Origin of the sequence: Flavobacterium piscisymbiosum, from assembly GCF_020905295.1 — a bacterium.
GTDB lineage: Bacteria > Bacteroidota > Bacteroidia > Flavobacteriales > Flavobacteriaceae > Flavobacterium > Flavobacterium piscisymbiosum.
In genome coordinates this window covers 3,329,570-3,350,549 of sequence record NZ_JAJJMM010000001.1, presented here as the reverse complement: position 1 = coordinate 3,350,549, position 20,980 = coordinate 3,329,570, and the positions used below count along the sequence as shown (strand labels likewise).

The 20,980-nt window shown below is 33.3% G+C and carries 20 protein-coding genes; 7 read left to right on the top strand and 13 right to left on the bottom strand.

Going from position 1 to position 20,980, the window contains the following annotated elements; all coding sequences use genetic code 11:
* Nucleotides 1–174: 174 nt before the first annotated feature.
* The 5 genes from LNP81_RS14640 to hemN all read left to right on the top strand — a co-directional run bounded on the left by LNP81_RS14640 (nucleotide 175) and on the right by hemN (nucleotide 4,880).
* Entirely contained in the window at nucleotides 175–1,803 is a 1,629-nt protein-coding gene (locus LNP81_RS14640) for an acyl-CoA carboxylase subunit beta (RefSeq protein ID WP_230037039.1), read from the top strand.
* Nucleotides 1,804–1,923: 120 nt separating this feature from the next.
* Nucleotides 1,924–2,346, top strand: coding sequence for a DoxX family protein (locus LNP81_RS14635; protein ID WP_230037037.1), 423 nt, complete (start codon nucleotides 1,924–1,926; stop codon nucleotides 2,344–2,346).
* Nucleotides 2,347–2,463: 117 nt separating this feature from the next.
* A complete protein-coding gene (locus LNP81_RS14630; protein WP_230037034.1) occupies nucleotides 2,464–2,811 on the top strand; it encodes a hypothetical protein in 348 nt (115 codons plus the stop codon).
* Between the two features lie 109 nt (nucleotides 2,812–2,920).
* Nucleotides 2,921–3,397, top strand: a complete 477-nt coding sequence (locus LNP81_RS14625) for a hypothetical protein (protein WP_230037032.1) — start codon at nucleotides 2,921–2,923, stop codon at nucleotides 3,395–3,397.
* A 118-nt stretch (nucleotides 3,398–3,515) separates the two neighbouring features.
* Nucleotides 3,516–4,880 carry an oxygen-independent coproporphyrinogen III oxidase gene (gene hemN / locus LNP81_RS14620; protein WP_230037030.1) on the top strand — a complete coding sequence of 455 codons (1,365 nt, stop codon included), beginning with the start codon at nucleotides 3,516–3,518 and terminating at the stop codon, nucleotides 4,878–4,880.
* On the opposite strand, the gene LNP81_RS14615 is transcribed toward hemN, so the two are convergent.
* The 8 genes from LNP81_RS14615 to LNP81_RS14580 form a co-directional block, all read right to left on the bottom strand.
* Nucleotides 4,877–5,578: a sulfite exporter TauE/SafE family protein gene (locus LNP81_RS14615; protein WP_230037028.1), complete on the bottom strand. Its 702-nt coding sequence runs from the start codon at nucleotides 5,576–5,578 to the stop codon at nucleotides 4,877–4,879. The two genes, hemN and LNP81_RS14615, sit on opposite strands and share 4 nt — an antisense overlap.
* Before the next feature lie 70 nt (nucleotides 5,579–5,648).
* Nucleotides 5,649–6,098 (bottom strand): FixH family protein, encoded by a 450-nt coding sequence (locus LNP81_RS14610; protein ID WP_230037026.1) that lies wholly within the window; start codon nucleotides 6,096–6,098, stop codon nucleotides 5,649–5,651.
* Nucleotides 6,099–6,110: 12 nt separating this feature from the next.
* A complete protein-coding gene (gene ccoG / locus LNP81_RS14605; protein WP_230037024.1) occupies nucleotides 6,111–7,529 on the bottom strand; it encodes a cytochrome c oxidase accessory protein CcoG in 1,419 nt (472 codons plus the stop codon).
* Nucleotides 7,530–7,541: 12 nt separating this feature from the next.
* Nucleotides 7,542–8,480 carry a cbb3-type cytochrome c oxidase N-terminal domain-containing protein gene (locus tag LNP81_RS14600; protein ID WP_230037022.1) on the bottom strand — a complete coding sequence of 313 codons (939 nt, stop codon included), beginning with the start codon at nucleotides 8,478–8,480 and terminating at the stop codon, nucleotides 7,542–7,544.
* Nucleotide 8,481: 1 nt separating this feature from the next.
* Nucleotides 8,482–8,676, bottom strand: coding sequence for a CcoQ/FixQ family Cbb3-type cytochrome c oxidase assembly chaperone (locus LNP81_RS14595; RefSeq protein WP_230037020.1), 195 nt, complete (start codon nucleotides 8,674–8,676; stop codon nucleotides 8,482–8,484).
* 7 nt (nucleotides 8,677–8,683) lie between these two features.
* Nucleotides 8,684–10,870 carry a cytochrome-c oxidase, cbb3-type subunit I gene (gene ccoN, locus LNP81_RS14590; RefSeq protein ID WP_230037018.1) on the bottom strand — a complete coding sequence of 729 codons (2,187 nt, stop codon included), beginning with the start codon at nucleotides 10,868–10,870 and terminating at the stop codon, nucleotides 8,684–8,686.
* Nucleotides 10,871–10,872: 2 nt separating this feature from the next.
* Nucleotides 10,873–11,064: a cbb3-type cytochrome oxidase assembly protein CcoS gene (ccoS, locus tag LNP81_RS14585; RefSeq protein ID WP_230037016.1), complete on the bottom strand. Its 192-nt coding sequence runs from the start codon at nucleotides 11,062–11,064 to the stop codon at nucleotides 10,873–10,875.
* A gap of 114 nt (nucleotides 11,065–11,178) precedes the next feature.
* A complete protein-coding gene (locus LNP81_RS14580) occupies nucleotides 11,179–13,566 on the bottom strand; it encodes a heavy metal translocating P-type ATPase (RefSeq protein WP_230037014.1) in 2,388 nt (795 codons plus the stop codon).
* A gap of 206 nt (nucleotides 13,567–13,772) precedes the next feature.
* On the opposite strand from LNP81_RS14580, the gene LNP81_RS14575 reads away from it, so the two are divergent.
* Nucleotides 13,773–14,453, top strand: a complete 681-nt coding sequence (locus LNP81_RS14575) for a Crp/Fnr family transcriptional regulator (protein WP_065447903.1) — start codon at nucleotides 13,773–13,775, stop codon at nucleotides 14,451–14,453.
* Here the strand turns inward: LNP81_RS14575 and mazG are convergent, their stop codons facing one another.
* The 3 genes from mazG to def form a co-directional block, all read right to left on the bottom strand.
* Complete coding sequence (gene mazG, locus LNP81_RS14570) at nucleotides 14,454–15,224, bottom strand: nucleoside triphosphate pyrophosphohydrolase (protein WP_230037012.1); 771 nt, start codon at nucleotides 15,222–15,224, stop codon at nucleotides 14,454–14,456.
* A gap of 103 nt (nucleotides 15,225–15,327) precedes the next feature.
* Nucleotides 15,328–15,813 carry a DUF5606 family protein gene (locus LNP81_RS14565; protein ID WP_230037010.1) on the bottom strand — a complete coding sequence of 162 codons (486 nt, stop codon included), beginning with the start codon at nucleotides 15,811–15,813 and terminating at the stop codon, nucleotides 15,328–15,330.
* A 66-nt stretch (nucleotides 15,814–15,879) separates the two neighbouring features.
* Nucleotides 15,880–16,470, bottom strand: coding sequence for a peptide deformylase (gene def / locus LNP81_RS14560; protein ID WP_230037008.1), 591 nt, complete (start codon nucleotides 16,468–16,470; stop codon nucleotides 15,880–15,882).
* Between the two features lie 202 nt (nucleotides 16,471–16,672).
* On the opposite strand from def, the gene LNP81_RS14555 reads away from it, so the two are divergent.
* Nucleotides 16,673–18,895, top strand: a complete 2,223-nt coding sequence (locus LNP81_RS14555) for an FUSC family protein (RefSeq protein WP_230037006.1) — start codon at nucleotides 16,673–16,675, stop codon at nucleotides 18,893–18,895.
* 40 nt (nucleotides 18,896–18,935) lie between these two features.
* On the opposite strand, the gene LNP81_RS14550 is transcribed toward LNP81_RS14555, so the two are convergent.
* Together LNP81_RS14550 and ruvX are read right to left on the bottom strand one after the other, a co-directional pair.
* Nucleotides 18,936–20,432 carry a malate:quinone oxidoreductase gene (locus LNP81_RS14550; RefSeq protein ID WP_230037004.1) on the bottom strand — a complete coding sequence of 499 codons (1,497 nt, stop codon included), beginning with the start codon at nucleotides 20,430–20,432 and terminating at the stop codon, nucleotides 18,936–18,938.
* Nucleotides 20,433–20,557: 125 nt separating this feature from the next.
* Nucleotides 20,558–20,974 (bottom strand): Holliday junction resolvase RuvX, encoded by a 417-nt coding sequence (ruvX, locus tag LNP81_RS14545; protein ID WP_078008444.1) that lies wholly within the window; start codon nucleotides 20,972–20,974, stop codon nucleotides 20,558–20,560.
* Nucleotides 20,975–20,980 lie beyond the last annotated feature (6 nt).

The following is a 20,980-nucleotide window of genomic DNA, read 5'->3' as shown; positions in this document are numbered from 1 at the left end:
TAAACAAAAGCTGGGTTTATAAAATCTATAAATTCATTTATTACTCATTAAACCTCTATTATTTTTAAAATATCAATGCCTATTTTTTATTATAGTTAAGAAAACATTTATTATGTGGGTTTCAATTGATTTTGTAAATTAGCCAACACTATTTTGTAAAAACCACAATATATCATGGATTTAAACTTCAATAAAAACGAAGATCACAATAAACTATTACTTTCTGACTTAAAACAAAGATTTGCCAAAGTAAAATTGGGCGGAGGCGAAAAACGTATAGAAAAATTACATGCCGAAGGAAAAATGACCGCACGTGAGCGTATCGCTTATTTGCTTGACGAAGGCTCAAAGAGTATTGAAATTGGAGGATTTGTTGGAGACGGGATGTATGCAGAACATGGCGGATGTCCTTCAGGAGGTGTTGTTATCAAAATAGGCTACATAAAAGGCAAACAATGTATAGTTGTTGCCAATGATGCTACTGTAAAAGCTGGCGCCTGGTTTCCTATTACCGGAAAGAAAAATCTACGTGCGCAGGAAATTGCCATGGAAAACAGATTGCCTATTATTTATTTGGTAGACAGCGCAGGGGTTTACTTGCCACTTCAGGATGAAATTTTTCCTGACAAAGAGCATTTTGGCCGAATCTTTAGAAACAATGCGCAAATGAGCAGTATGGGTATTACTCAAATTGCTGCTGTTATGGGGAGTTGTGTTGCCGGTGGCGCTTACTTACCTATTATGAGCGACGAAGCTTTGATTGTGGATAAAACCGGAAGTATTTTTCTTGCAGGAAGCTATTTGGTAAAAGCTGCCATTGGAGAAACGATTGATAACGAAACTTTGGGTGGCGCCACAACACATTGTGAGATTTCTGGCGTGACTGATTATAAGGCTAAAGACGATAAAGACGCATTAGATAAAATAAAAAATATAGTAGATAAAATAGGCGATTATGATAAAGCGGGCTACAACCGAATTAAATCTGAAAAACCTGCTTTAGAACCTAAAGACATTTACGGAATCCTGCCAAAAGCGAGAAACGAACAATACGATATGATGGAAATCATCAATCGCTTGGTTGATAATTCAGAGTTTGAAGCTTATAAAGATGGTTACGGTCAAACTATTATTACCGGTTATGCCAGAATCGATGGCTGGGCGGTAGGAATTGTTGCCAATCAACGAAAAGTGGTTAAGACCAAAAAAGGAGAAATGCAATTTGGCGGAGTTATTTACTCTGATAGTGCTGATAAAGCCACTCGATTTATTGCCAATTGTAATCAGAAAAAAATTCCGTTGGTATTTGTTCAGGATGTTACCGGTTTCATGGTAGGATCAAAATCTGAACATGGCGGAATTATAAAAGATGGTGCCAAAATGGTGAATGCCGTTAGTAATTCGGTGGTTCCAAAATTTACTGTAATTGTCGGCAATTCGTACGGAGCAGGAAATTATGCCATGTGCGGAAAAGCCTATGATCCGAGATTAATTTTTGCATGGCCAAGTGCAGAACTTGCTGTTATGGGAGGAACTCAGGCTGCAAAAGTTTTAGCCCAAATCGAAGCTTCTTCGCTTAAAGCAAAAGGAGAAATCGTAGACGAAGCCAAAGAAGCTGAATTATTTAATAAAATTAAAGCGAGATACGACGAACAAACTTCTCCCTATTATGCTGCGTCAAGATTATGGACAGATGCCATCATCGATCCTTTAGATACGCGTACCTGGATTTCTATGGGAATTGAAGCTGCCAACCATGCTCCTATTCAAAAACCATTTAACCTAGGAGTTATTCAGGTTTAAATTTATCATATTTCGATATATGCGTTAAAAAAATACAAAAATCTCACTTTCAAATACTTAAAATTAAATATCTCATTAAAAAGTAGTAACTTTATATGTAATTTTTAATCACGTAGTATCATGGAAAATGTAAAAAGTTTAAATAAATGGGCAAATGCGCACACTTATTTACCAGTTGATTTAGTACGTATTGTTTTGGGTGTATTTTTATTTATGAAAGGAGTTTCATTTGTAACCAACATTCAGTATTTGCATGATTTAATTTCGCCAATTGATCAGTTTGGCGGCGGAATGTTTCTCTTACATTATATTGCACCAGCTCATATGATTGGTGGTATTATGATCTTTTTCGGATTACTTACCAGATGGGCAATTGCAGCTCAATTACCGATATTATTTGGGGCAATTCTCATCAATTTTATGGGGCATATGCATTCTGAAAGTTTAATTCTGGCAATTGTCGTTTTATTAGTTTGCGTTTTCTTCCTGTTTTACGGAAGCGGAAAACATTCAGCTGATTACTATTTCAAAATGCAACAGTAATTTTATTTTATCCTCAACTCATTCAAAATTTTGAGGATAAAATAATAACCCTACTTTTAAAGTTAATTAATTCTTTAAAATTTCTTTAATTGTATTTTATGAGTTAAATTCGCCACCATGAATTGGATTCGTAAAACTGTTATTTTTATATCACTTTTGATAATTGCCTTTTTTGCCGCTCAGGCAAACGAGTCTGCTATTGAAATAACTGAAACTCAAAAAACGGATACCAATTTCTCTATAGATCACGCCGATTCACTGGCTTTTATACAACCGCAAACCAGTTATCAGTTTGCAGCAAATATAAAATCAAACTCATCTGGTTTAATTAAATGGTTTGATTCTGTACTGATGGTGATTCCTCAGCATAAAGCAGTTAAATCAACATCTAACTTCGCAAATCAATTTTCAGCTCAGAGCAAAAAAGTACTTTTAATGCTCTACCCCTTCCATTTTTTCTGGTAGAAATTATATGAATTTTAATTAAGGAAAAAAAAACCTTACCAATTGAGCTGTTTTCTATTCTGAAAACTGCCTCACATTTCATAATAATTTACCCAATTTTTTTAAATCAATGGAAACAAGTGTAACCATAATTGGTATTGTGATCGCGATCATAGTAGCAATTCCAGTATATTTTTCAGCACGAACGAGCGCTGCAAGCAAATCAAAAATTTTAAACATCAAAAAGAAATTCAATCCAACACATCCGGAAGATTTCGATTTAACTGAATCTCAAAGCAATAAGACGCTTACAATTGATCAAAAAAACAGACGATTTATATTGATGAATTTCAATCCAAATCAACAAGAATCTACTTATTTAGATCTTAAAAGTGTTTCATCCTGTAAACTAGTTTTAACAACTGAAGGACCTTCTGACACAATTGTAAAAATTGATTTTGAATTTCAGGATAAAGACACTCCTAAAAAGATCACAATACCATTCTATGATTTTGACGATGACCGTATCAAACAAATAAGCGTTTATCAAGATCATGAATTTGCAAAAAAATGGCTTAAAATCATCCAAGATTCTATTTCACGTTAATTATTTAATTCAGAAAAGAGGCTCCTAGTGAGCCTCTTTTTTTTGCCTAATATATGATATTTGTCATTTTATGCCTCATCCATAAATTCTAATTTTGAATTATACAAAATCCGACTTTATGAAAATCTCACTGACCCAAAAATACAATGTCCCAGGTCCCAGATACACTAGTTATCCAACAGTTCCATACTGGAATGAAAGTGATTTTACTACTCAGGAATGGATAGCGTCTTTTCATAAATCATTTTTAGAAAGTAACTCTCAAAACGGAATTAGTTTATACATCCATTTACCATTTTGCGAAAGCATGTGTACTTTTTGTGGCTGCAATAAACGCATTACAAAAAACCATTCGGTAGAAGAAACTTATATACAAGCTGTTTTAAAAGAATGGGATTTATATTGTAATTTATTACCTGACAAACCACTCATCAAAGAAATTCATTTAGGCGGAGGAACTCCAACCTTTTTCTCAACAAACAATTTAGAATTCCTTATAAATGGCATATTCTCCAAAGCTGATAAAGCCGAAAACTACGAGTTCAGTTTTGAAGGTCATCCTAACAATACTACCTACGAACAACTTAAAAAATTATACGATTTAGGCTTTCGCCGAGTAAGTTTTGGCGTGCAGGATTATGCCGAAAAAGTTCAAAAAGCAATTCATCGAATTCAGCCATTTCATAATGTCGCAAAAGTAACTTTTTGGGCAAAAGAAATTGGTTATAAATCGATAGGTCATGATATTATTTTTGGATTACCATTTCAAACGATTGAGAACGTAATTGATACTGTCGAAAAGACAAATTCTTTAAAACCGGATCGTTTGGCATTTTACAGCTACGCTCACGTACCATGGATAAAAGGTAACGGTCAACGCGGTTTTAATGAAGAAAACCTTCCTAAAGATGCTGAAAAACGCAAACTATACGAAACAGGGAAACAAATGTTATCTCAAAATGGTTATCACGAAATTGGTATGGATCATTTTGCACTAATTTCTGATAGTTTATACAAAGCAACCGCTAATAAAGAATTACATCGAAATTTCATGGGTTATAGTGCCTCAAAAACGCAACTTATGATTGGTTTAGGCGTTTCATCTATTAGTGATAGTTGGTACAGCTTTGCGCAAAACACAAAAAGTATAGAGGAATACTATCAATTATTAGAAGAAGACAAATTGCCTGTTGTTAAAGGCCATATTTTAAGCGATGAAGACTTAATCATTAGAAAACACATATTAAACCTAACCTGCGAATTTGAAACTTCCTGGAATAATGAAGACTTATATTTCAAAGAAATCCCAAATGTATTAGAAGACCTAAAAGAAATAGAAAAAGATCAGTTGATTATAATCGAGGAAGGTAAAATAAAAATCACTGAAGCAGGAAGACCTTTTGTTCGAAATATATGTATGGCATTCGATTTACATCTAAAAAGAAAATCACCGGAAACAAACTTGTTTTCGATGACTGTTTAATGACAATTAGGAGTTCCTTGTACAAACAAACTCATATTTGAAGGAGAAATATAAGAAATTCCTAATCCCAGTCCTCTAAGGATAAATAAAACACCAATTACTACAGCTACATACGGAATTGCCTTTTGGATTTTATTTCTGAAAGGCAATTTTATTAATGAATGTACATAAACAACCACTGTCATTAAAGGAATTGTTCCCAATCCAAACAAAATCATATACAAAACTCCAAAGCCTGCACTTTGCATGGCAATTGCGCCAAATAGCGCTACATACACCATTCCGCAAGGCAAAAAACCATTTAATAATCCTATTGTAAAAAGAGATTTATAGGTTTTCTTTTTAAATTGATTTCCTAAACTTGATTTTACTCTGGAAATAATTTTATAAACCGGTTTTGAAAAATTATACTTTGAAAAAACTTTCTCCGGAATCAAAACCACAAGAATCATCGCCAGGCCAATAAAAATAGACATCTTTTGCTGCAAACCAGCCAGAAAAAATCCTCTTCCCAATAATCCAAAAATTAATCCAATTGTGGCATAAGCAGTTAATCTTCCTAAATGATATGTAATGATCTGTGTTACTTTTTTAGCATCATTTTGCTGATCTACAGGTAACATCATAGCTATTGGACCGCACATTCCTATACAGTGTAAACTACTAATTAAACCTAATATGAAAGCTGAGTAGAGCATATCTATTTTAATTTTTCTTTTATCAAATGAATACGTTATAACAGAAAGAATATCTCTTTAAAACAACATATCAATTTACATAAATCACTTCTTTGGACAGGTATTTTGTGCCCTTATATTCCCATTCCATATTAACATCCCAACGTCCTTTAATCAATTTCTTTTGTGGAATAAGTAATGATGAATTGGTTAAAGCAATTTGTGTATCAAAATCAAATTTTTTATTTGATGGTCTGTATAACAATATATTTCCCTTTACTTTATCATTTTCAAAAGTTGCGGGAAAAGCTACTTTTACACCATTTTCAGTATAAACGATAGACGGTTTTTGTTGTAAATCATGAGCATTTTGAATTCGGGCCATTTCATCCTGAAAATGCGAATCGTGTTTATAGTATTCTTCAACAACCAAATCATTGTCGTATTTACTATTAGACTGAACTTCAAAAACAAAATATAAAATAAAAGACATAAACAATGCAAATGCTATGACAATTCCTGTTCCCCAATTTATTTTCATAATACTATATTTTTAATTAAAACTTCGTGGGCCTAAAAAATTAGTTGTTGTGGTTTCAAGCAATTCTTTTCCATTATAAACTCCAATTTGAACTTTGGTTTTATCACTTTCCAAAAGAGCCTGATCAATCTCTATAAATAATGTTCCTTGCGAAATCCCTTCTTTTAAGACTTTAAAATGCTGTTTACCAACATTTTTAATATTTCCTTTTTGATCTATTAATTCAAAATGAATATCGTGGTAATCTTTCATTGTTTTGTTAACGATCTTATAAGTATAAACATTACTGATCATATCACCTTTATGCTGAAACAATTGTCCCGGCAAGCGTAAAACAACAGCCTGAACTTCGGTTCTCAAAAATAACATCCCTACAAAAACACTTAATAAAATGAATAAAACGGCTGTATAACCTTTCATTCTTGCTGTAAATTTAAAAGGTGCTTTCTTCGTAATTTCATCTTCAGAAGCGTATCGAATTAAACCTTTTGGCAAACCAACACTTTCCATAATGGTATCACACTCATCAATGCAAGCAGTACAATTAGTACATTCCAGCTGTGTTCCGTTTCTAATATCAATTCCCATTGGGCAAACATGAACACACTGATGACAATCTATACAATCTCCTTTTCCGGTAGTTGGTCTATCTTCTTTTTTATTGAATTTTGCACGACCGGCTTCTTTTTCTCCTCGTACAAAATCATAAGCTACATTAATCGATTTATCATCTAAAAGTACTCCTTGCAATCTTCCGTACGGACAAGCAATAATACAAACCTGTTCCCGAAACCAAACAAAAACAAAATAGAAAACTCCTGTAAAAATTAGCAGTGCAATAAAGTTGCTAGCTTGCTCAATAGGTCCTTGTTCAACCATCAAAAACAATTGGTCACTTCCTACTAAATAGGCCAGAAATACATTTGCAATACCAAACGATATCAGAAAAAAGACCGTCCATTTAGTTACTCTTTTTCTAATTTTTTCCGAATTCCATTCTTGTCTTGCTAATCGCATTTGAGCGCCACGATCACCATCAATCCAATATTCAATTCGGCGAAATACCATTTCTAAAAAAATAGTCTGCGGACAAATCCATCCACAGAATATACGACCAAATACAACTGTAAACAAAAGAATAAAAACAATACCCACGAGCATTGAGATTACGAAAAGATAAAAATCCTGCGGCCAAAATGGAAAACCAAAAATATTAAAACGACGTTCTAAAACATTGAACATCATAAATTGGTTTCCATTTACTTTTATAAAAGGATTGGCAATTAAAATAGCTAATAAGATGTAACTAACTATTTTTCTATACTCATAGAATTTACCAGACGGTTTTTTAGGAAAAATAAATTTTCGATTACCTCCTTCATCAATAGTTCCGATGGTATCTCTAAAAGCTTCGTCTGGTAAATTTGACATGATGTATTGTAATTATTTTTTAACTTCAGTACTATCTTTAGCAGTACTTGCTGTGGTATCTTTTGTTGGAGCAGTTTCATCGACCCAAATTTCGCCTTCTGCTTCTTTTGGATCTTTTGGATTACTTCCTTGTAAGGATAAAATATAACTTGCTACTTTTTGAATTTCTTTTGGTTTTAATGTTCCTTTCCAGGCAATCATCCCTTTTCCGTCACGACCTCCATTAGTTATAGTATGGAAAAGATTTTTAATTCCTCCGCCCAAAATCCAATGATTATCGGTAAGGTTTGGCCCAATTTGCCCTCCAGCATCGGCACGGTGACATGCAGCACAATTGGTTGTAAATATTTCTTTACCTGTTGCCAGATTTTCAGGATCTGTTAATAAAACAACTGTTTTTTCATCCATTAAATCCGGTGCTGTTTTTAGGTATTCATCTACATCAATTTTTGCCTGAGCCATTTCTTTTTTAAGCTCCATCTCCTGATCATCTCCACCAAAAATTTCATAACGGGCAAAATAAACTACTCCAAAAACAATACAGATATAGAATAAATACACCCACCACGGCGGTAAATTATTATCTAACTCCTTGATTCCGTCATAATCATGATCCATCAGCAAGTCACCTTCTTTTTCTATAGGTTGGGTTTTAGTAAGCTTCTGCATTAAGTCCTTATACCAGGTACTTTCTGTTAAACTCAGGCTATTTTCATATTCCAGTTTCGCCTTTTCTTCCGGCGACATCAATTCGTACATAACGCGATCAACTGCACTTAATGTAACTTCGATCGCGATCAAAATAAAAAGAAAAACAAACAAAAAAACCGAAACCATTGGATATTTTATAAATGCAGGTCTATCGCCTGAATCTATAAAATATTCCATTAAACCAAACACGATGAAAAAAATCAGCGGTACTCTTACATATACTGGGAAAAACTTTTTCATTTTAATTATCTTTTGAAATTATACTATTCCCTTCATCTAAAGGTATCTCACTCATTTCCTTAATCTTTTCTTTTCCATATGTAAATACCCAAAAGCCTAATCCTACAAAAAAGAAAAAGAATATCAGGAGAGAAACTATCGGGTATACTTCAATACCCGAAATAGTCTCCATATTGTGTTTTATTTGTTCAAACATAATGTTGTTATTTAGAAGTCTCTTTTACTTTTATATCAGTTCCAAGTCTTTGTATATAAGCAATCAAGGCAACAATTTCTCTCTCGTTCATAGGAACAAATTTTTCGCCTTTTGCAGCTGCTTTTTTCTTACTTTCTTCATAACTTTTTACAAAGTCAGGATCGTTTTCTAAGTTCTTTTCGATTGCGATAGCCTGAGCTCTCAATGTTTTTTGAGCATTTGCTACTTCAGCTTCTGTATAAGGAACTCCAAGAGTAACCATGGCTTGCATTTTCTTTTGAGTTAAAGAGATATCCATTGGCTCATTATCAAACAACCATTTGTAACCCGGCATAATCGAACCTGCAGAAATACTTTGCGGATTCCAGAAGTGATTAAAATGCCAATTGTCATTATATTTTCCTCCTACTCTCAATAAATCAGGACCTGTACGTTTTGATCCCCAAAGGAATGGGTGATCGTATACAAACTCACCAGCTTTTGATTGTGGTCCGTAACGCTCTACTTCACTTCTAAAAGGACGTACGGATTGCGAGTGACATCCCACACAACCTTCTCTAATATATAAATCACGTCCTTCAAGTTCCAAAGGTGTATAAGGCTTAACACTGGAAATAGTTGGTATGTTCGACTTCACCATAATAGTTGGCACAATCTGAATAATACCTCCAATTAAAATGGCAATTGTTGCTAAAATGGTTAACTGAATTGGTCTTCTTTCTAACCAGGTATGGAATTTTTCACCTTTTAATCTTCCGGTGCTTATTCTTTGTAAAGCCGGAGCCTGTGCTAATTCATCTTCAATAGTATTACCCGCTCTTACGGTCATGATAATATTGTAAACTAATGTCAGCATTCCTACAAGATACAAAGTACCTCCTATTGCTCTCATCCAGTATAATGGCATGATTGCCGTAACTGTTTCAAGGAAATTACCATAAGTTAATGTACCATCAGGATTAAACTGTTTCCACATTGAGGCTTGTTGAAAACCTGCCACGTACATTGGTAAAGTATATAAAATGATACCTAACGTACCGATCCAGAAATGGAAATTTGCTAATTTTTTTGAAAACAATGTGCTTTTTGTCATTCTTGGAATCAACCAATAAATAATACCAAAAGACATAAATCCGTTCCAGGCTAATGCACCAACGTGTACGTGAGCAACGATCCAGTCAGTATAATGCGCGATAGCATTCACATTTTTTAGAGAAAGCATCGGACCTTCAAAAGTCGCCATTCCGTAACCAGTAATGGCTACCACAAAGAATTTTAAAACTGGTTCTTCACGCACTTTATCCCAGGCACCTCTTAATGTTAAAAGTCCGTTGATCATACCTCCCCAAGACGGAGCAATAAGCATTACAGAAAATGCAACTCCTAAATTTTGAGCCCAGTTTGGTAAAGCTGAATATAATAAATGGTGTGGACCTGCCCAGATATAAATAAAAATCAAAGACCAAAAGTGAATAATAGATAATCTATATGAGTAAACTGGACGGTTTGCAACCTTTGGAATGAAGTAATACATTAGACCTAAAAATGGAGTTGTAAGGAAAAATGCAACTGCATTATGTCCATACCACCATTGCACCAACGCATCCTGAACACCCGCGTAAACAGAATAACTTTTTAATGCTGATACCGGAATTTCGATATTATTAAAAATATGTAAAACGGCTACGGTAACAAATGTGGCCAGATAAAACCAAATCGCTACATATAAATGACGTTCTCTACGACGCAACATTGTACCTATCATATTGATCCCCATTACTACCCAAATAAGCGCGATAGCAATATCAATAGGCCATTCGAGTTCAGCATATTCTTTTGATGAAGTATAACCTAAAGGCAATGTAATGGCTGCGGCAACAATAATAAGCTGCCAACCCCAAAAATGCAGGTTACTTAAAAAATCACTAAACATTCTGGCTTTCAACAATCGCTGTAACGAATAATACATTCCCGCAAAAAAAGCATTTCCAACAAAGGCAAAAATAACAGCATTGGTGTGCAAAGGTCTTAAGCGGCCGTAGCTAAGCCACGAAATACCATCTGTGATGTTGGGAAAAAGGTACATAACCGCTAAGGTTAGCCCTACTAACATACCTACTACTCCAAAGAGAATAGTGGCGTAAATGAATTTTTTTACAATTTTGTTGTCGTAATAAAACTGTTCCATTTCCATAATTATACTTGTTTTTCTTCTGTTGTTGATTTTTTATTGTGGGAGGTAATTTTCGTTTCATCGTCAAAAAGCATTCTGACTGAAGGGGTATAATCATCATCATATTGTCCTGATTTTACAGCCACAATAAAGGCTATAAAAAAACAAATCGCGACGAAAATACTAACTGATATTAATAGATAAATGACACTCATATCCTTAAATTTATGTTAACAAATTTACTAGTTTAGAGGCTTTTAGAATATGATAATTATCATGCTTTCAAGAATTATAAATGTAGGAAAAATAAGTTAACAAACTATTCATAATCATTTTAAATTACTATTACTGAAATAGTTAGACATTAAAGTAACAAAACTGACAATTGTAATTGTACTTAAAGGCATAATAATAGCAGCTACTAACGGAAGTAAGTTCCCGGTTACTGCAAAAGAGAGTCCAACAATATTATAAAGCAGCGATAAAACAAAACTCATCTTAATTATTGTAATTGATTTTTTGGATAATTTTAAAAAATAATTCAGACGTGAAAATTCAGTTGCATCTAAAATAGCATCGCAAGCCGGAGAAAAAACATTCACATTTTCAGAAATAGAAATCCCAACATTACTTTGCGCCAATGCTCCTGCATCGTTTAATCCATCTCCTACCATCATTACATTTTGACCTTTATCTTGCAAGTTTTTTATAAACTCAAGTTTTTGCTCAGGTTTCTGATTAAAAATTAATTCTGTTTCCAGAGGTAAAATCGATTGTAGACTTGCCCTCTCTCCATCGTTATCACCAGAAAGAACCTTTATTTGATAGGTTTTACTTAAATTAAAAAATAAGTTTTCTAAACCTTCACGGTATTGATTTTGAAAAGTAAATTTTCCGTAATAAATATCATCAATCTTAATATGAAGTGCCGTTTTTTCAATTTGAGATGTATCTAATCCTGGACTTTCCACAAATTCAGCAGAACCAATTTTGATCGCTTTATTATTGGCTGAAGCCAAAATTCCTTTTCCGGTGATTTCCTGAAAATCATCTATTTTAACCTTATTTGTTTCTGATAAAAAGTCGTAGAGCATACGGCTTAGTGGATGATTTGAACCTCTAAGCACATTCTTTATCAAAATATAATCTTCTTCAGAGAGTATGTTTCCTTCGTATGAAATATTTGATTTTTTGTTGGTGGTGATCGTTCCTGTTTTATCAAAAACAATAGTATCTACCTTTGCTAATTGTTCAATCACCAAGGCATTTTTCAGATACATTTTCTGTTTTCCCATTATTCTGAGAATATTTCCGAAGGTAAAAGGCGCTGTAAGAGCCAATGCACAAGGGCAGGCAACAATTAAAACCGCTGTAAAAACATTAAATGCTGTATTGGCATCAATAAATATCCAATATCCAAAACCTGCAAAAGCAATTAGTAATAATATAGGAGTAAAATAACGGCTTATAGCATCTGTAATCGTTTTGTGTTTTTGAAACACATTTTTCTGGAAAATTTCATTACTCCATAATTGGGTAAGATAACTTTGTGAGACTGAGTGCAGCACTTCCATCTCGATTACTTTACCAATTTGTTTACCGCCGGCAAAAACTTTATCTCCGGATTTTTTAGTAATAGGAATAGCTTCACCGGTTACAAAACTATAATCGATTTCGGCTTTCTCACTAATTAAAATACCGTCTACCGGAATTAATTCCTGATTTCTGATCAATAATCGATTTCCTTTTTGAACATCATATATTGGAACACTTTCTTCTGATGTATCTGAATTTATTCTGGTTACTGCAATTGGAAAATAAGATTTAAAATCTCTTTCGAAACTTAAAAAACTATACGTTTTAATCTGGAACATTTTTCCGAGAAGCATAAAGAAAACCAGTCCCGTTAAACTATCAAAAAAACCTGATCCGTAATTCATTACAATATCAAAAGTACTTCGAATAAACATTACGATTATCCCTAAAGCAATTGGAATATCAATGTTGAGCATTCCTGATTTTATACTTTTGTAAGCCGAAACATAATAACCACTTGCTGAATATAAAAAACTTGGCAAAGCCAAAATAAAAATTAGAATTCTAAAAAATGGTTTGTAATTATCTAGCCAAAATTCTTTGATCTCAAAGTATTCCGGAAAAGACAGCAACATTATATTTCCAAAACAGAAAAAAGCAACACCTAATTTATAGGTTAAAGTTCTATCGACATTTGTTTTTCCTGTTTCATAGTTTTCTAAACTAATATAAGGTTCATAACCAATAGAACTTAGCAGATAAACAATAGCTTTTAAGGAAACGAGATCTGAATTGAATGTAATTCGGACTCTTTTTTCAGGAAAATTAACTTGTGAAACACTTATTCCCGGTTGAATTCTGTTTAAGTTTTCCAGAATCCAAATACAAGAACTACAATGAATATGAGGAATATTTAGTGAAACAATTGCCGTATTTCCTTCCTGAAACTCTAGTACTTTTGATAAAATTGCTTCATTGTCTAAGAAGTCATACTTGCCTTTAATATCTTGCGGAGTAGCACCTGGCGATTTTTCAAAATCATAATAGCAGGTCATATCATGAAGACTAAAAATTTCGTAAACGGTCTTACATCCGTTGCAACAAAACTTTTTTTCATCAAAATTGATTTCTTCATTTTTAGCTATGGTTAACCCACAATGAAAACAACTCTGCTCACTCATAAAATTTGCTTTTTTTGATACAACAAATGTTAAAAAAACTAGAGACGATAAAAATGATATTTATCATGTTATCGTGAAATCGAATTCTAAATTTAACGAAATAAAACAGGGAAATAACAATTATATATTTTTTCTGCATTTTTTTCAGGAATAATAGCACCTACCAAAGCTAATATTGGTTAATTTTGCAATAAATATTTTTTGCCATGAATAAATGTGATCAATGCATCGTACGACAGCTTTCTTCTCTTAAAGCACTTAATAAGGATGAAGTTGTAAAATTGGCTAACAGCAAGACTACCTATAAAATTAAAAAAGGAGAATCCATTTTTGAAGAAGGTGAAGTAACTAATGGCGTTTTTTGTATAAAAGATGGTGTTGGAAAACTTTCTAAATTAAGTGCAAACGGAAAAGATCAGATTGTAAAACTGGTACAATCAGGGGAACTTTTGGGTCAACGTTCTATGATTAGTAATGAACCTGCCAATTTATCTGCCAAAGCAGTTGCAGATATGGAAGTTTGTTTTATTCCTAAAACTGAAATTTTACACTTTTTTAATAATAACAATCAGTTCTCAATGAACCTGATGCAATCTGTTTGTGAAGATTTAAAAGAGTCTGAAAATGACAAAATTGCTTTAGTTCAAAAAACCGTAAAACAACGTTTGGCCGAAACGTTATTGCAATTGCATGATTCTTTTGGTGAAAATGCAGATAAAACTTTGAAAGTTCAACTTACAAGGGAAGAACTGGGTGGCATAATAGGTACTGCTACAGAAAGCTGTATCAGATTATTATCTGATTTTAACAAACTGGATCTGATTGAATTAGTAGGTAAAAAAATCATGCTTAAAAACATTAAAGCATTAAAAAAAATAGCGGAGTAATTATAGCTTTTTAGCTTCGTTCCAAAATACATCCATTTCTGCCAAAGTCATGTCCATTAAAGGTTTTCCTAACTCTCCGGCTTTACTTTCGAGATATTGAAAACGCTTAATAAATTTTTTATTTGTGCGTTCTAAAGCATCTTCAGGATTTACATTTAGAAATCTGGCATAATTGATCATAGAGAATAAAACATCACCAAATTCAGCTTCAATTTTATCCTGATCACCTGACTTTACCTCTACTTGCAATTCTTCTAATTCTTCCTGAACTTTATCCCAAACCTGGTGTGGTTCTTCCCAATCAAAACCTACACCTTTTACTTTATCCTGAATTCGGCTTGCTTTTACCAAAGCTGGTAAACTTCTTGGAACACCTTCCAGAACTGATTTTTTACCTTCTTTCAGCTTTAATTTTTCCCAATTTTGTTTTACTTCTTCTTCATCCTTAACAATAGTATCGCTATAAATATGAGGATGGCGATGAATTAGTTTCTCGCAAATTTCATTACAAACATCTGCAATATCAAAATCGTTGGTTTCAGACCCAATTTTCGCATAAAAAACAATATGCAGCAGCAAATCACCTAATTCTTTTTTCACTTCATTTAGGTCATTATCTAAAATAGCATCTCCAAGCTCATAAGTTTCTTCGATAGTAAGATGTCTCAGAGTCTGCAAAGTCTGCTTTTTATCCCACGGACATTGCTCACGAAGTTCATCCATAATAATTAATAATCTTTCGAAGGCTTTAAGTTGAAGTTCTTTGCTCATTTTATGAAGTTTTTTTTCGGATTGTAACAAGTAATTGTAAAAGTAAAAAATCCTGTCAAGAAAACATCTCAACAGGATTAATATATTTGAATGCAGTAAACTACTATTCTTCTTTTTTAGCTTTTGCTTTTTTAGCAGCAGGCGCTTTTTTTGCTTTTTCTTCAACAACCGGAGTTTCCTCAGGAGCTTCAGCAGCGGCCGGAGCTAAATCAGTTACTAAACCTTTTGTCTGAAGCGTATTGTACCAGTTTAATACTTTTTTAATATCAGAAGGATAAACTCTTTCCTCATCATAATCAGGAAGAATTTCTTTAAAATAAGCCGCTAATGTAGCATTATCTTCTTTATGAGAAATTGCCTGACCTTTGTTTTCTTTAGTAGCAATACGTTGCATTACTTCAGTCAATGGTTTTTCTCCGTCGTAAGTATAAATTGAAATCTCTGATAACAAACTAACGTTACTTTTCAGGTTAACAGTAATTTTTTTTCCGTCTGTCAATGATTCTGCCACAAAGCCTGTACGAGTTTGCACTTTCAATACATATAAACCTGGTTTCCCAGAAATGGCTAAAATTTTCTCTAAATTCATGTTTATTAAAATTAGTATTAAGAATTTGATTTATTATATTTTATTGATTCTAATTTCTTAGATCAATTATCTCCCTTTTTTAGCAGCAGCAAATTTCATTCTATATTCCTGAAACGTTTTGCCTTCGGTAATATTTTTTAATTTCTTTTGAATCAAACGTTTTTTCAAAGATGATATTTTATCTGTAAATAAAACTCCTTCGATATGGTCGTATTCGTGCTGAATAACTCTAGCAATCAAACCATCAAAAACTTCTGTTTTTACTACAAAATCTTCTTCGCAATATTCTATCGTCACGGTTGGTTTTCTGTAAACATCTTCGCGAACATCAGGAATACTCAGGCAACCTTCATTAAAACTCCATTCTTCACCTTCTTCTTTTACAATCTTAGCATTGATAAAAGTTTTCTTGAAACCTTTTAAATCTTTTTGCTCATCTGAAGGTAAATCATCATCATCACTAAAAGGAGTAGTATCTATAACAAACAAACGAATTGGCATACCCACTTGTGGCGCAGCAAGTCCTACTCCGTAAGCGTTGTACATGGTTTCATACATGTTTGCTATTGTTTCTTTTAAGTTTGGATATTCTGGCGTAATTACCTCACCCACTTTTCTTAAAACAGGATCACCATATCCTACAATTGGTAAAATCATTTGTCTTTTTTTAATATTTTATCTAATGAAAACTCCTGAATTTAGTTCTCATAATTCAGCTGGCAAAAATAGTAAAAAATAGTCAATGAATAATTCTAAAGATATATTATATCGCATTTTTTAGCAGCTTCGTAAAATCTCATCCATAATTATGCCAAATTAATTCGTACAATTCGTACTTTTGTTGGTAAACCTTACCATAATGTTTGATCGTATCTCGAAATTTACTAACAGTACTTCTTTTTTAAACGCCTCTAAAGTAACTATTGCTTCTGTTGTTCCTGTTTTAATTTTGAATTTTCTAGGTCATTTCGAAATTGGCTTTACAATTGCCTTAGGAGCTTTCTATACTTATCCCAGTGATGTTCCAAGCTCTCTAGGACATAAAATAAAAGGCCTTATTGTAGCTTCTTTTATAGTTTCGGGTGTCAATTTATTAGTAAATCTGGCATACCCCTATCCTTATTTATTTTATCCTTTTTTAGGATTGTTGCTTTTTTTATGTTCGATGATTTCTGTTTACGGGCAGCGCGCTACCTTGGTATCGTTCTCGGCTTTATTATCTATTTCACTATCCTTTGGACATTTACATGAAGGTTGGGAAGCTTTTGAATATTCCGGTTTTATATTTATTGGCGGTATATTGTATTTGATTGTTTCACTGGTTTTTCATTTTGTACAACCTTATAAATATGTCGAATTACAAATTGCCGAAGGCATAAAATTAACCGCTAAATATTTAAAGTTAAGAGGTGATTTATGGAGTCCTGAAGCCAATCGCCAGAAAATCATCGAAAAACAACTTGCCACACAAGTCGATCTGAATTTAATTCATGAGGATTTGCGAAGAATGCTTATTGGCAATCAAAACGCATCGGCAACTACAAGTCAAAACCGAAAAATGCTGCTCGTTTTTATCACTTTGGTTGAGATTCAGGAACTTGCCTTATACACATCATTCGATCACAGCAAGCTTCACGAAAAATTTGCCAAACATCCTGATGTTTTAAGAACCTATCAAAATGTAGCGTATAAACTCGCATCGACATTAAAAAAACTTTCTAAAAACGTACATAATATTAGTGTATACGTTGATAAAAATGATTTGAAGAATGAACTTGATGCGCTTGAATTTGCCATTTTTGACTACGAAAAAACCTTAGGAAAGGAAGAAGCGGCAGAAGGCGTTTTGATGCTGACCAATATGCTGAAATATGCGAAGAATCAGGTTGGGAAAATTAAAATTATCCAACGTGCTTTCTCACTTGCCATGCAGTCATTTAAATTAAAGGATAAAGATAAAGAGTTAGAAAAATTCTTAACTCCTCAATATTATCCGTTGCGTACTTTAATCGAAAATTTAAGTTTTTCTTCTTCTATTTTCAGGCATTCTGTACGATTAACTATCACCATTTTAATTGGCTTTACAATTGGACAATTTTTAGCCTTTCAGAACGTCTATTGGATTTTATTAACCATTGTCGTGATCATGCGTCCTGGTTATGGCTTAACAAAAGAACGTTCCTATAACAGAATCTTCGGTACTATTCTTGGAGGTTTATTGGCTTTTGGAATTGTATCTGTAATACAAAATCACGTTGCACTTAGTATATTATCTATTATATGTATGCTTTTAGGAATTTCTTTTACACAAATCAATTATAAAATAAGCGCCACTTTTGTTACGATGTATGTGGTTTTTATTTACGGAATTTTAACTCCTGATGTTGTCGAAGTAATTCAGTTTCGTGTTTTAGATACATTAGCCGGAGCGACTTTAGCCTTTTTGGCTAATCAGTTTTTATGGCCGGCCTGGGAATTCATTAATACACCAATTCATATTGAAAACTCGATTAGAGCCAATAGAAATTACCTTAAAGAAATTGCAGATTTTTATAATAAAAAAGGCGAAATCCCAACTTCATACAGATTAGCAAGAAAAAATGCCTTTGTTGAAATTGGCAATTTAATGACCTCGTTTCAGCGTATGATGCAGGAGCCAAAATCGAAACAAAAAACGCTGCCGTTAGTTAATAAATTGGTAGTTTTAAATCATTCGATATTATCAGCTTTAGCATCATTATCGACTTATATTCAGTCACACCAGACAACATCAGCCTCAGAATCATTCAATTATATTATTAAAACAATACTTTCAAACTTAGATCATTCGATTTCTATTTTACGAAATGAAGTGATTTTAACAGACACTTTTTTTGATAAGGAAGATGTGACTTTGCAATTTGAAGAACTCAAACGTGTTAATTTTACCCGTTTGATTAAAGATGATGAACTTGACAAAGAAACACGTCAGGCCAAAATGCAGGAAGCTCAAATGGTCATTGAACAATTGATCTGGATGAGTAATCTGGCCGAAAAGATCTTGAAAATTACAGAAGAATTTAAAGCAACAAATCCAGATTAATTCATCTGGATTTGTTGTTTTATACTATAAAAAATTGAGCTTAATTATTTAGTTTTAAAACTTCAGAAGTATGTTTTCTAAGTTCTTTTAAAAGCTCTGGCTTATCATTTAATGTCTGTCCGTAAGAAGGAATCATACTTTTCATTTTCGCTTGCCATTCCGGTGTTTTCAACTGATCAGTAAAACATCTGCTAATTAGATCCACCATAATTGCAACTGCAGTAGATGCTCCGGGAGAAGCTCCTAGTAATACGGCTAATGTTCCGTCATGAGTATTAATTACCTCTGTACCAAATTCTAAAACTCCACCTTCTTTTTCATCTTTTTTAATTACCTGAACACGTTGTCCAGCTTTCTCTAATTTCCAGTCTTTAGAACGTGCTGTTGGTAAATATTCGCGTAAAGCTTTCATTCTGTCTTTTGGAGACTGACTAACCTGCTCAATTAAATATCTCGTTAAAGGTATATTATGAAATCCCGCTGATAACATCGGAATTAAATTATTTGCTTTTATTGATAATGGTAAATCCAAATAAGATCCGTTCTTTAAGAAACGAGTCGAAAATCCTGCGAAAGGTCCAAAAAGCAATGCTTTCTCACCATCAATAACACGTGTATCGATATGCGGAACAGACATTGGCGGCGCCCCTACACTTGCTTTACCGTATACTTTTGCCTGATGTTTAGCAATTACTTCAGGATTGGTACATTTTAGCCATTGACCGCTTACAGGGAAACCTCCGTAACCGTTTCCTTCAGGAACATTTGCTTTTTCTAATAAAGGTAATGAACCTCCACCGGCACCAATAAATACAAATTTGGTATATGCTTTTCTTGTTTGACCGGTTGTTAAATCAGTGATTTTAATTCTCCATGATTTATCCTCGCGTTGTCTTAATTTTTTTACTTCATGATTAAAATATAGAGAAACACCATCTAGTTTTTCTAAATAATTAAACATACTTCTGGTCAAAGCTCCAAAATTCACATCGGTACCAATTTCCATGTGGGTTGCTGCTAATTTTTCAGTAGCTTCTCTACCTTCCATGACAAGTGGCATCCATTGTTTTAGTTTCTCAAAATCAGTACTAAATTCCATTTGAGAAAAAATAGGGTTGCTTTGTAAAGCTTCGAATCTCTTTTTAAGATATTCGACATTTTTATCTCCCCACACAAAACTCATATGAGGAACACTTTTAATAAAATTATCTGGAGACGGTACTTTGTTTTCTTGTACCAAATAAGACCAAAACTGACGCGAAATCTCAAAAGATTCTGCTATACTTATTGCTTTTTTAGGATCGATACTTCCATCAGCCTTCTCTGGGGTGTAATTTAATTCACAAAAAGCAGAATGTCCTGTTCCTGCGTTATTCCAAGCATCAGAGCTTTCGGCAGCAGCGACATCTAAACGCTCATAAATTTCAATTTTTATATCGGGTTGCAGCTCTTTTAAAATTAATCCAAGAGTTGCGCTCATAATTCCAGCTCCAATAAGCACTACTTCACTATTGGAACGTATTGTATTGTCAGGCATAACAGTAATTTGTTTTTAAAGTGCAAAGGTACTTTTTATAATTGCAAAAAAAAACTAAAATCACATGATAAAAGTTATGTTTTTACTAAAAAAAGCAGCGTTAGAAAATTGGAAAACTGTAAAAATTAGAAACGATTTGATGAAAGATAATCCTGAAGCATTATCGTAGCTGAGATTTCATCAATTAGCCCCTTGTTTTGACGCTGTTTTTTGCTTAATCCGCTATCGATCATGGTTTGAAATGCCATTTTCGAAGTAAAACGTTCATCAACACGAACCACTTTCATATCCGGAAAAATATTAGAAAAATGAGTAACAAATCCTTTAATTACAGCAGCACTTTCTGATGGCTGACCGTTCATTTGTTTGGGTTCGCCAATTAAAACGGTTTCTACTTTTTCTTTCAAAAAATAATCCTTCAAAAAATCGATCAAAGTATTGGTTGGAATTGTAGTTAAACCTGACGCTATAATTTGCATTTCGTCAGTAACAGCAATTCCTGTACGTTTTTGTCCGTAATCTATAGAGAGAATTCTTGGCATTTTTCA

Excerpts from the sequence above, each read along its gene's own strand:
- LNP81_RS14600 (WP_230037022.1), bottom strand. The coding sequence starts at position 8,480 with ATGAAAAAGTTTTTCCCAGTATATGTAAGAGTACCGCTGATTTTTTTC.
- ruvX (WP_078008444.1), bottom strand. The coding sequence starts at position 20,974 with ATGCCAAGAATTCTCTCTATAGATTACGGACAAAAACGTACAGGAATT.
- hemN (WP_230037030.1), top strand. The coding sequence starts at position 3,516 with ATGAAAATCTCACTGACCCAAAAATACAATGTCCCAGGTCCCAGATAC.
- LNP81_RS14625 (WP_230037032.1), top strand. The coding sequence starts at position 2,921 with ATGGAAACAAGTGTAACCATAATTGGTATTGTGATCGCGATCATAGTA.
- ccoG (WP_230037024.1), bottom strand. The coding sequence starts at position 7,529 with ATGTCAAATTTACCAGACGAAGCTTTTAGAGATACCATCGGAACTATT.
- LNP81_RS14630 (WP_230037034.1), top strand. The coding sequence starts at position 2,464 with ATGAATTGGATTCGTAAAACTGTTATTTTTATATCACTTTTGATAATT.
- LNP81_RS14555 (WP_230037006.1), top strand. The coding sequence starts at position 16,673 with ATGTTTGATCGTATCTCGAAATTTACTAACAGTACTTCTTTTTTAAAC.
- LNP81_RS14550 (WP_230037004.1), bottom strand. The coding sequence starts at position 20,432 with ATGCCTGACAATACAATACGTTCCAATAGTGAAGTAGTGCTTATTGGA.
- ccoS (WP_230037016.1), bottom strand. The coding sequence starts at position 11,064 with ATGAGTGTCATTTATCTATTAATATCAGTTAGTATTTTCGTCGCGATT.
- ccoN (WP_230037018.1), bottom strand. The coding sequence starts at position 10,870 with ATGGAAATGGAACAGTTTTATTACGACAACAAAATTGTAAAAAAATTC.
- LNP81_RS14640 (WP_230037039.1), top strand. The coding sequence starts at position 175 with ATGGATTTAAACTTCAATAAAAACGAAGATCACAATAAACTATTACTT.
- LNP81_RS14580 (WP_230037014.1), bottom strand. The coding sequence starts at position 13,566 with ATGAGTGAGCAGAGTTGTTTTCATTGTGGGTTAACCATAGCTAAAAAT.
- LNP81_RS14565 (WP_230037010.1), bottom strand. The coding sequence starts at position 15,813 with ATGAATTTAGAGAAAATTTTAGCCATTTCTGGGAAACCAGGTTTATAT.
- LNP81_RS14615 (WP_230037028.1), bottom strand. The coding sequence starts at position 5,578 with ATGCTCTACTCAGCTTTCATATTAGGTTTAATTAGTAGTTTACACTGT.
- LNP81_RS14595 (WP_230037020.1), bottom strand. The coding sequence starts at position 8,676 with ATGTTTGAACAAATAAAACACAATATGGAGACTATTTCGGGTATTGAA.
- def (WP_230037008.1), bottom strand. The coding sequence starts at position 16,470 with ATGATTTTACCAATTGTAGGATATGGTGATCCTGTTTTAAGAAAAGTG.
- LNP81_RS14610 (WP_230037026.1), bottom strand. The coding sequence starts at position 6,098 with ATGAAAATAAATTGGGGAACAGGAATTGTCATAGCATTTGCATTGTTT.
- mazG (WP_230037012.1), bottom strand. The coding sequence starts at position 15,224 with ATGAGCAAAGAACTTCAACTTAAAGCCTTCGAAAGATTATTAATTATT.
- LNP81_RS14575 (WP_065447903.1), top strand. The coding sequence starts at position 13,773 with ATGAATAAATGTGATCAATGCATCGTACGACAGCTTTCTTCTCTTAAA.
- LNP81_RS14635 (WP_230037037.1), top strand. The coding sequence starts at position 1,924 with ATGGAAAATGTAAAAAGTTTAAATAAATGGGCAAATGCGCACACTTAT.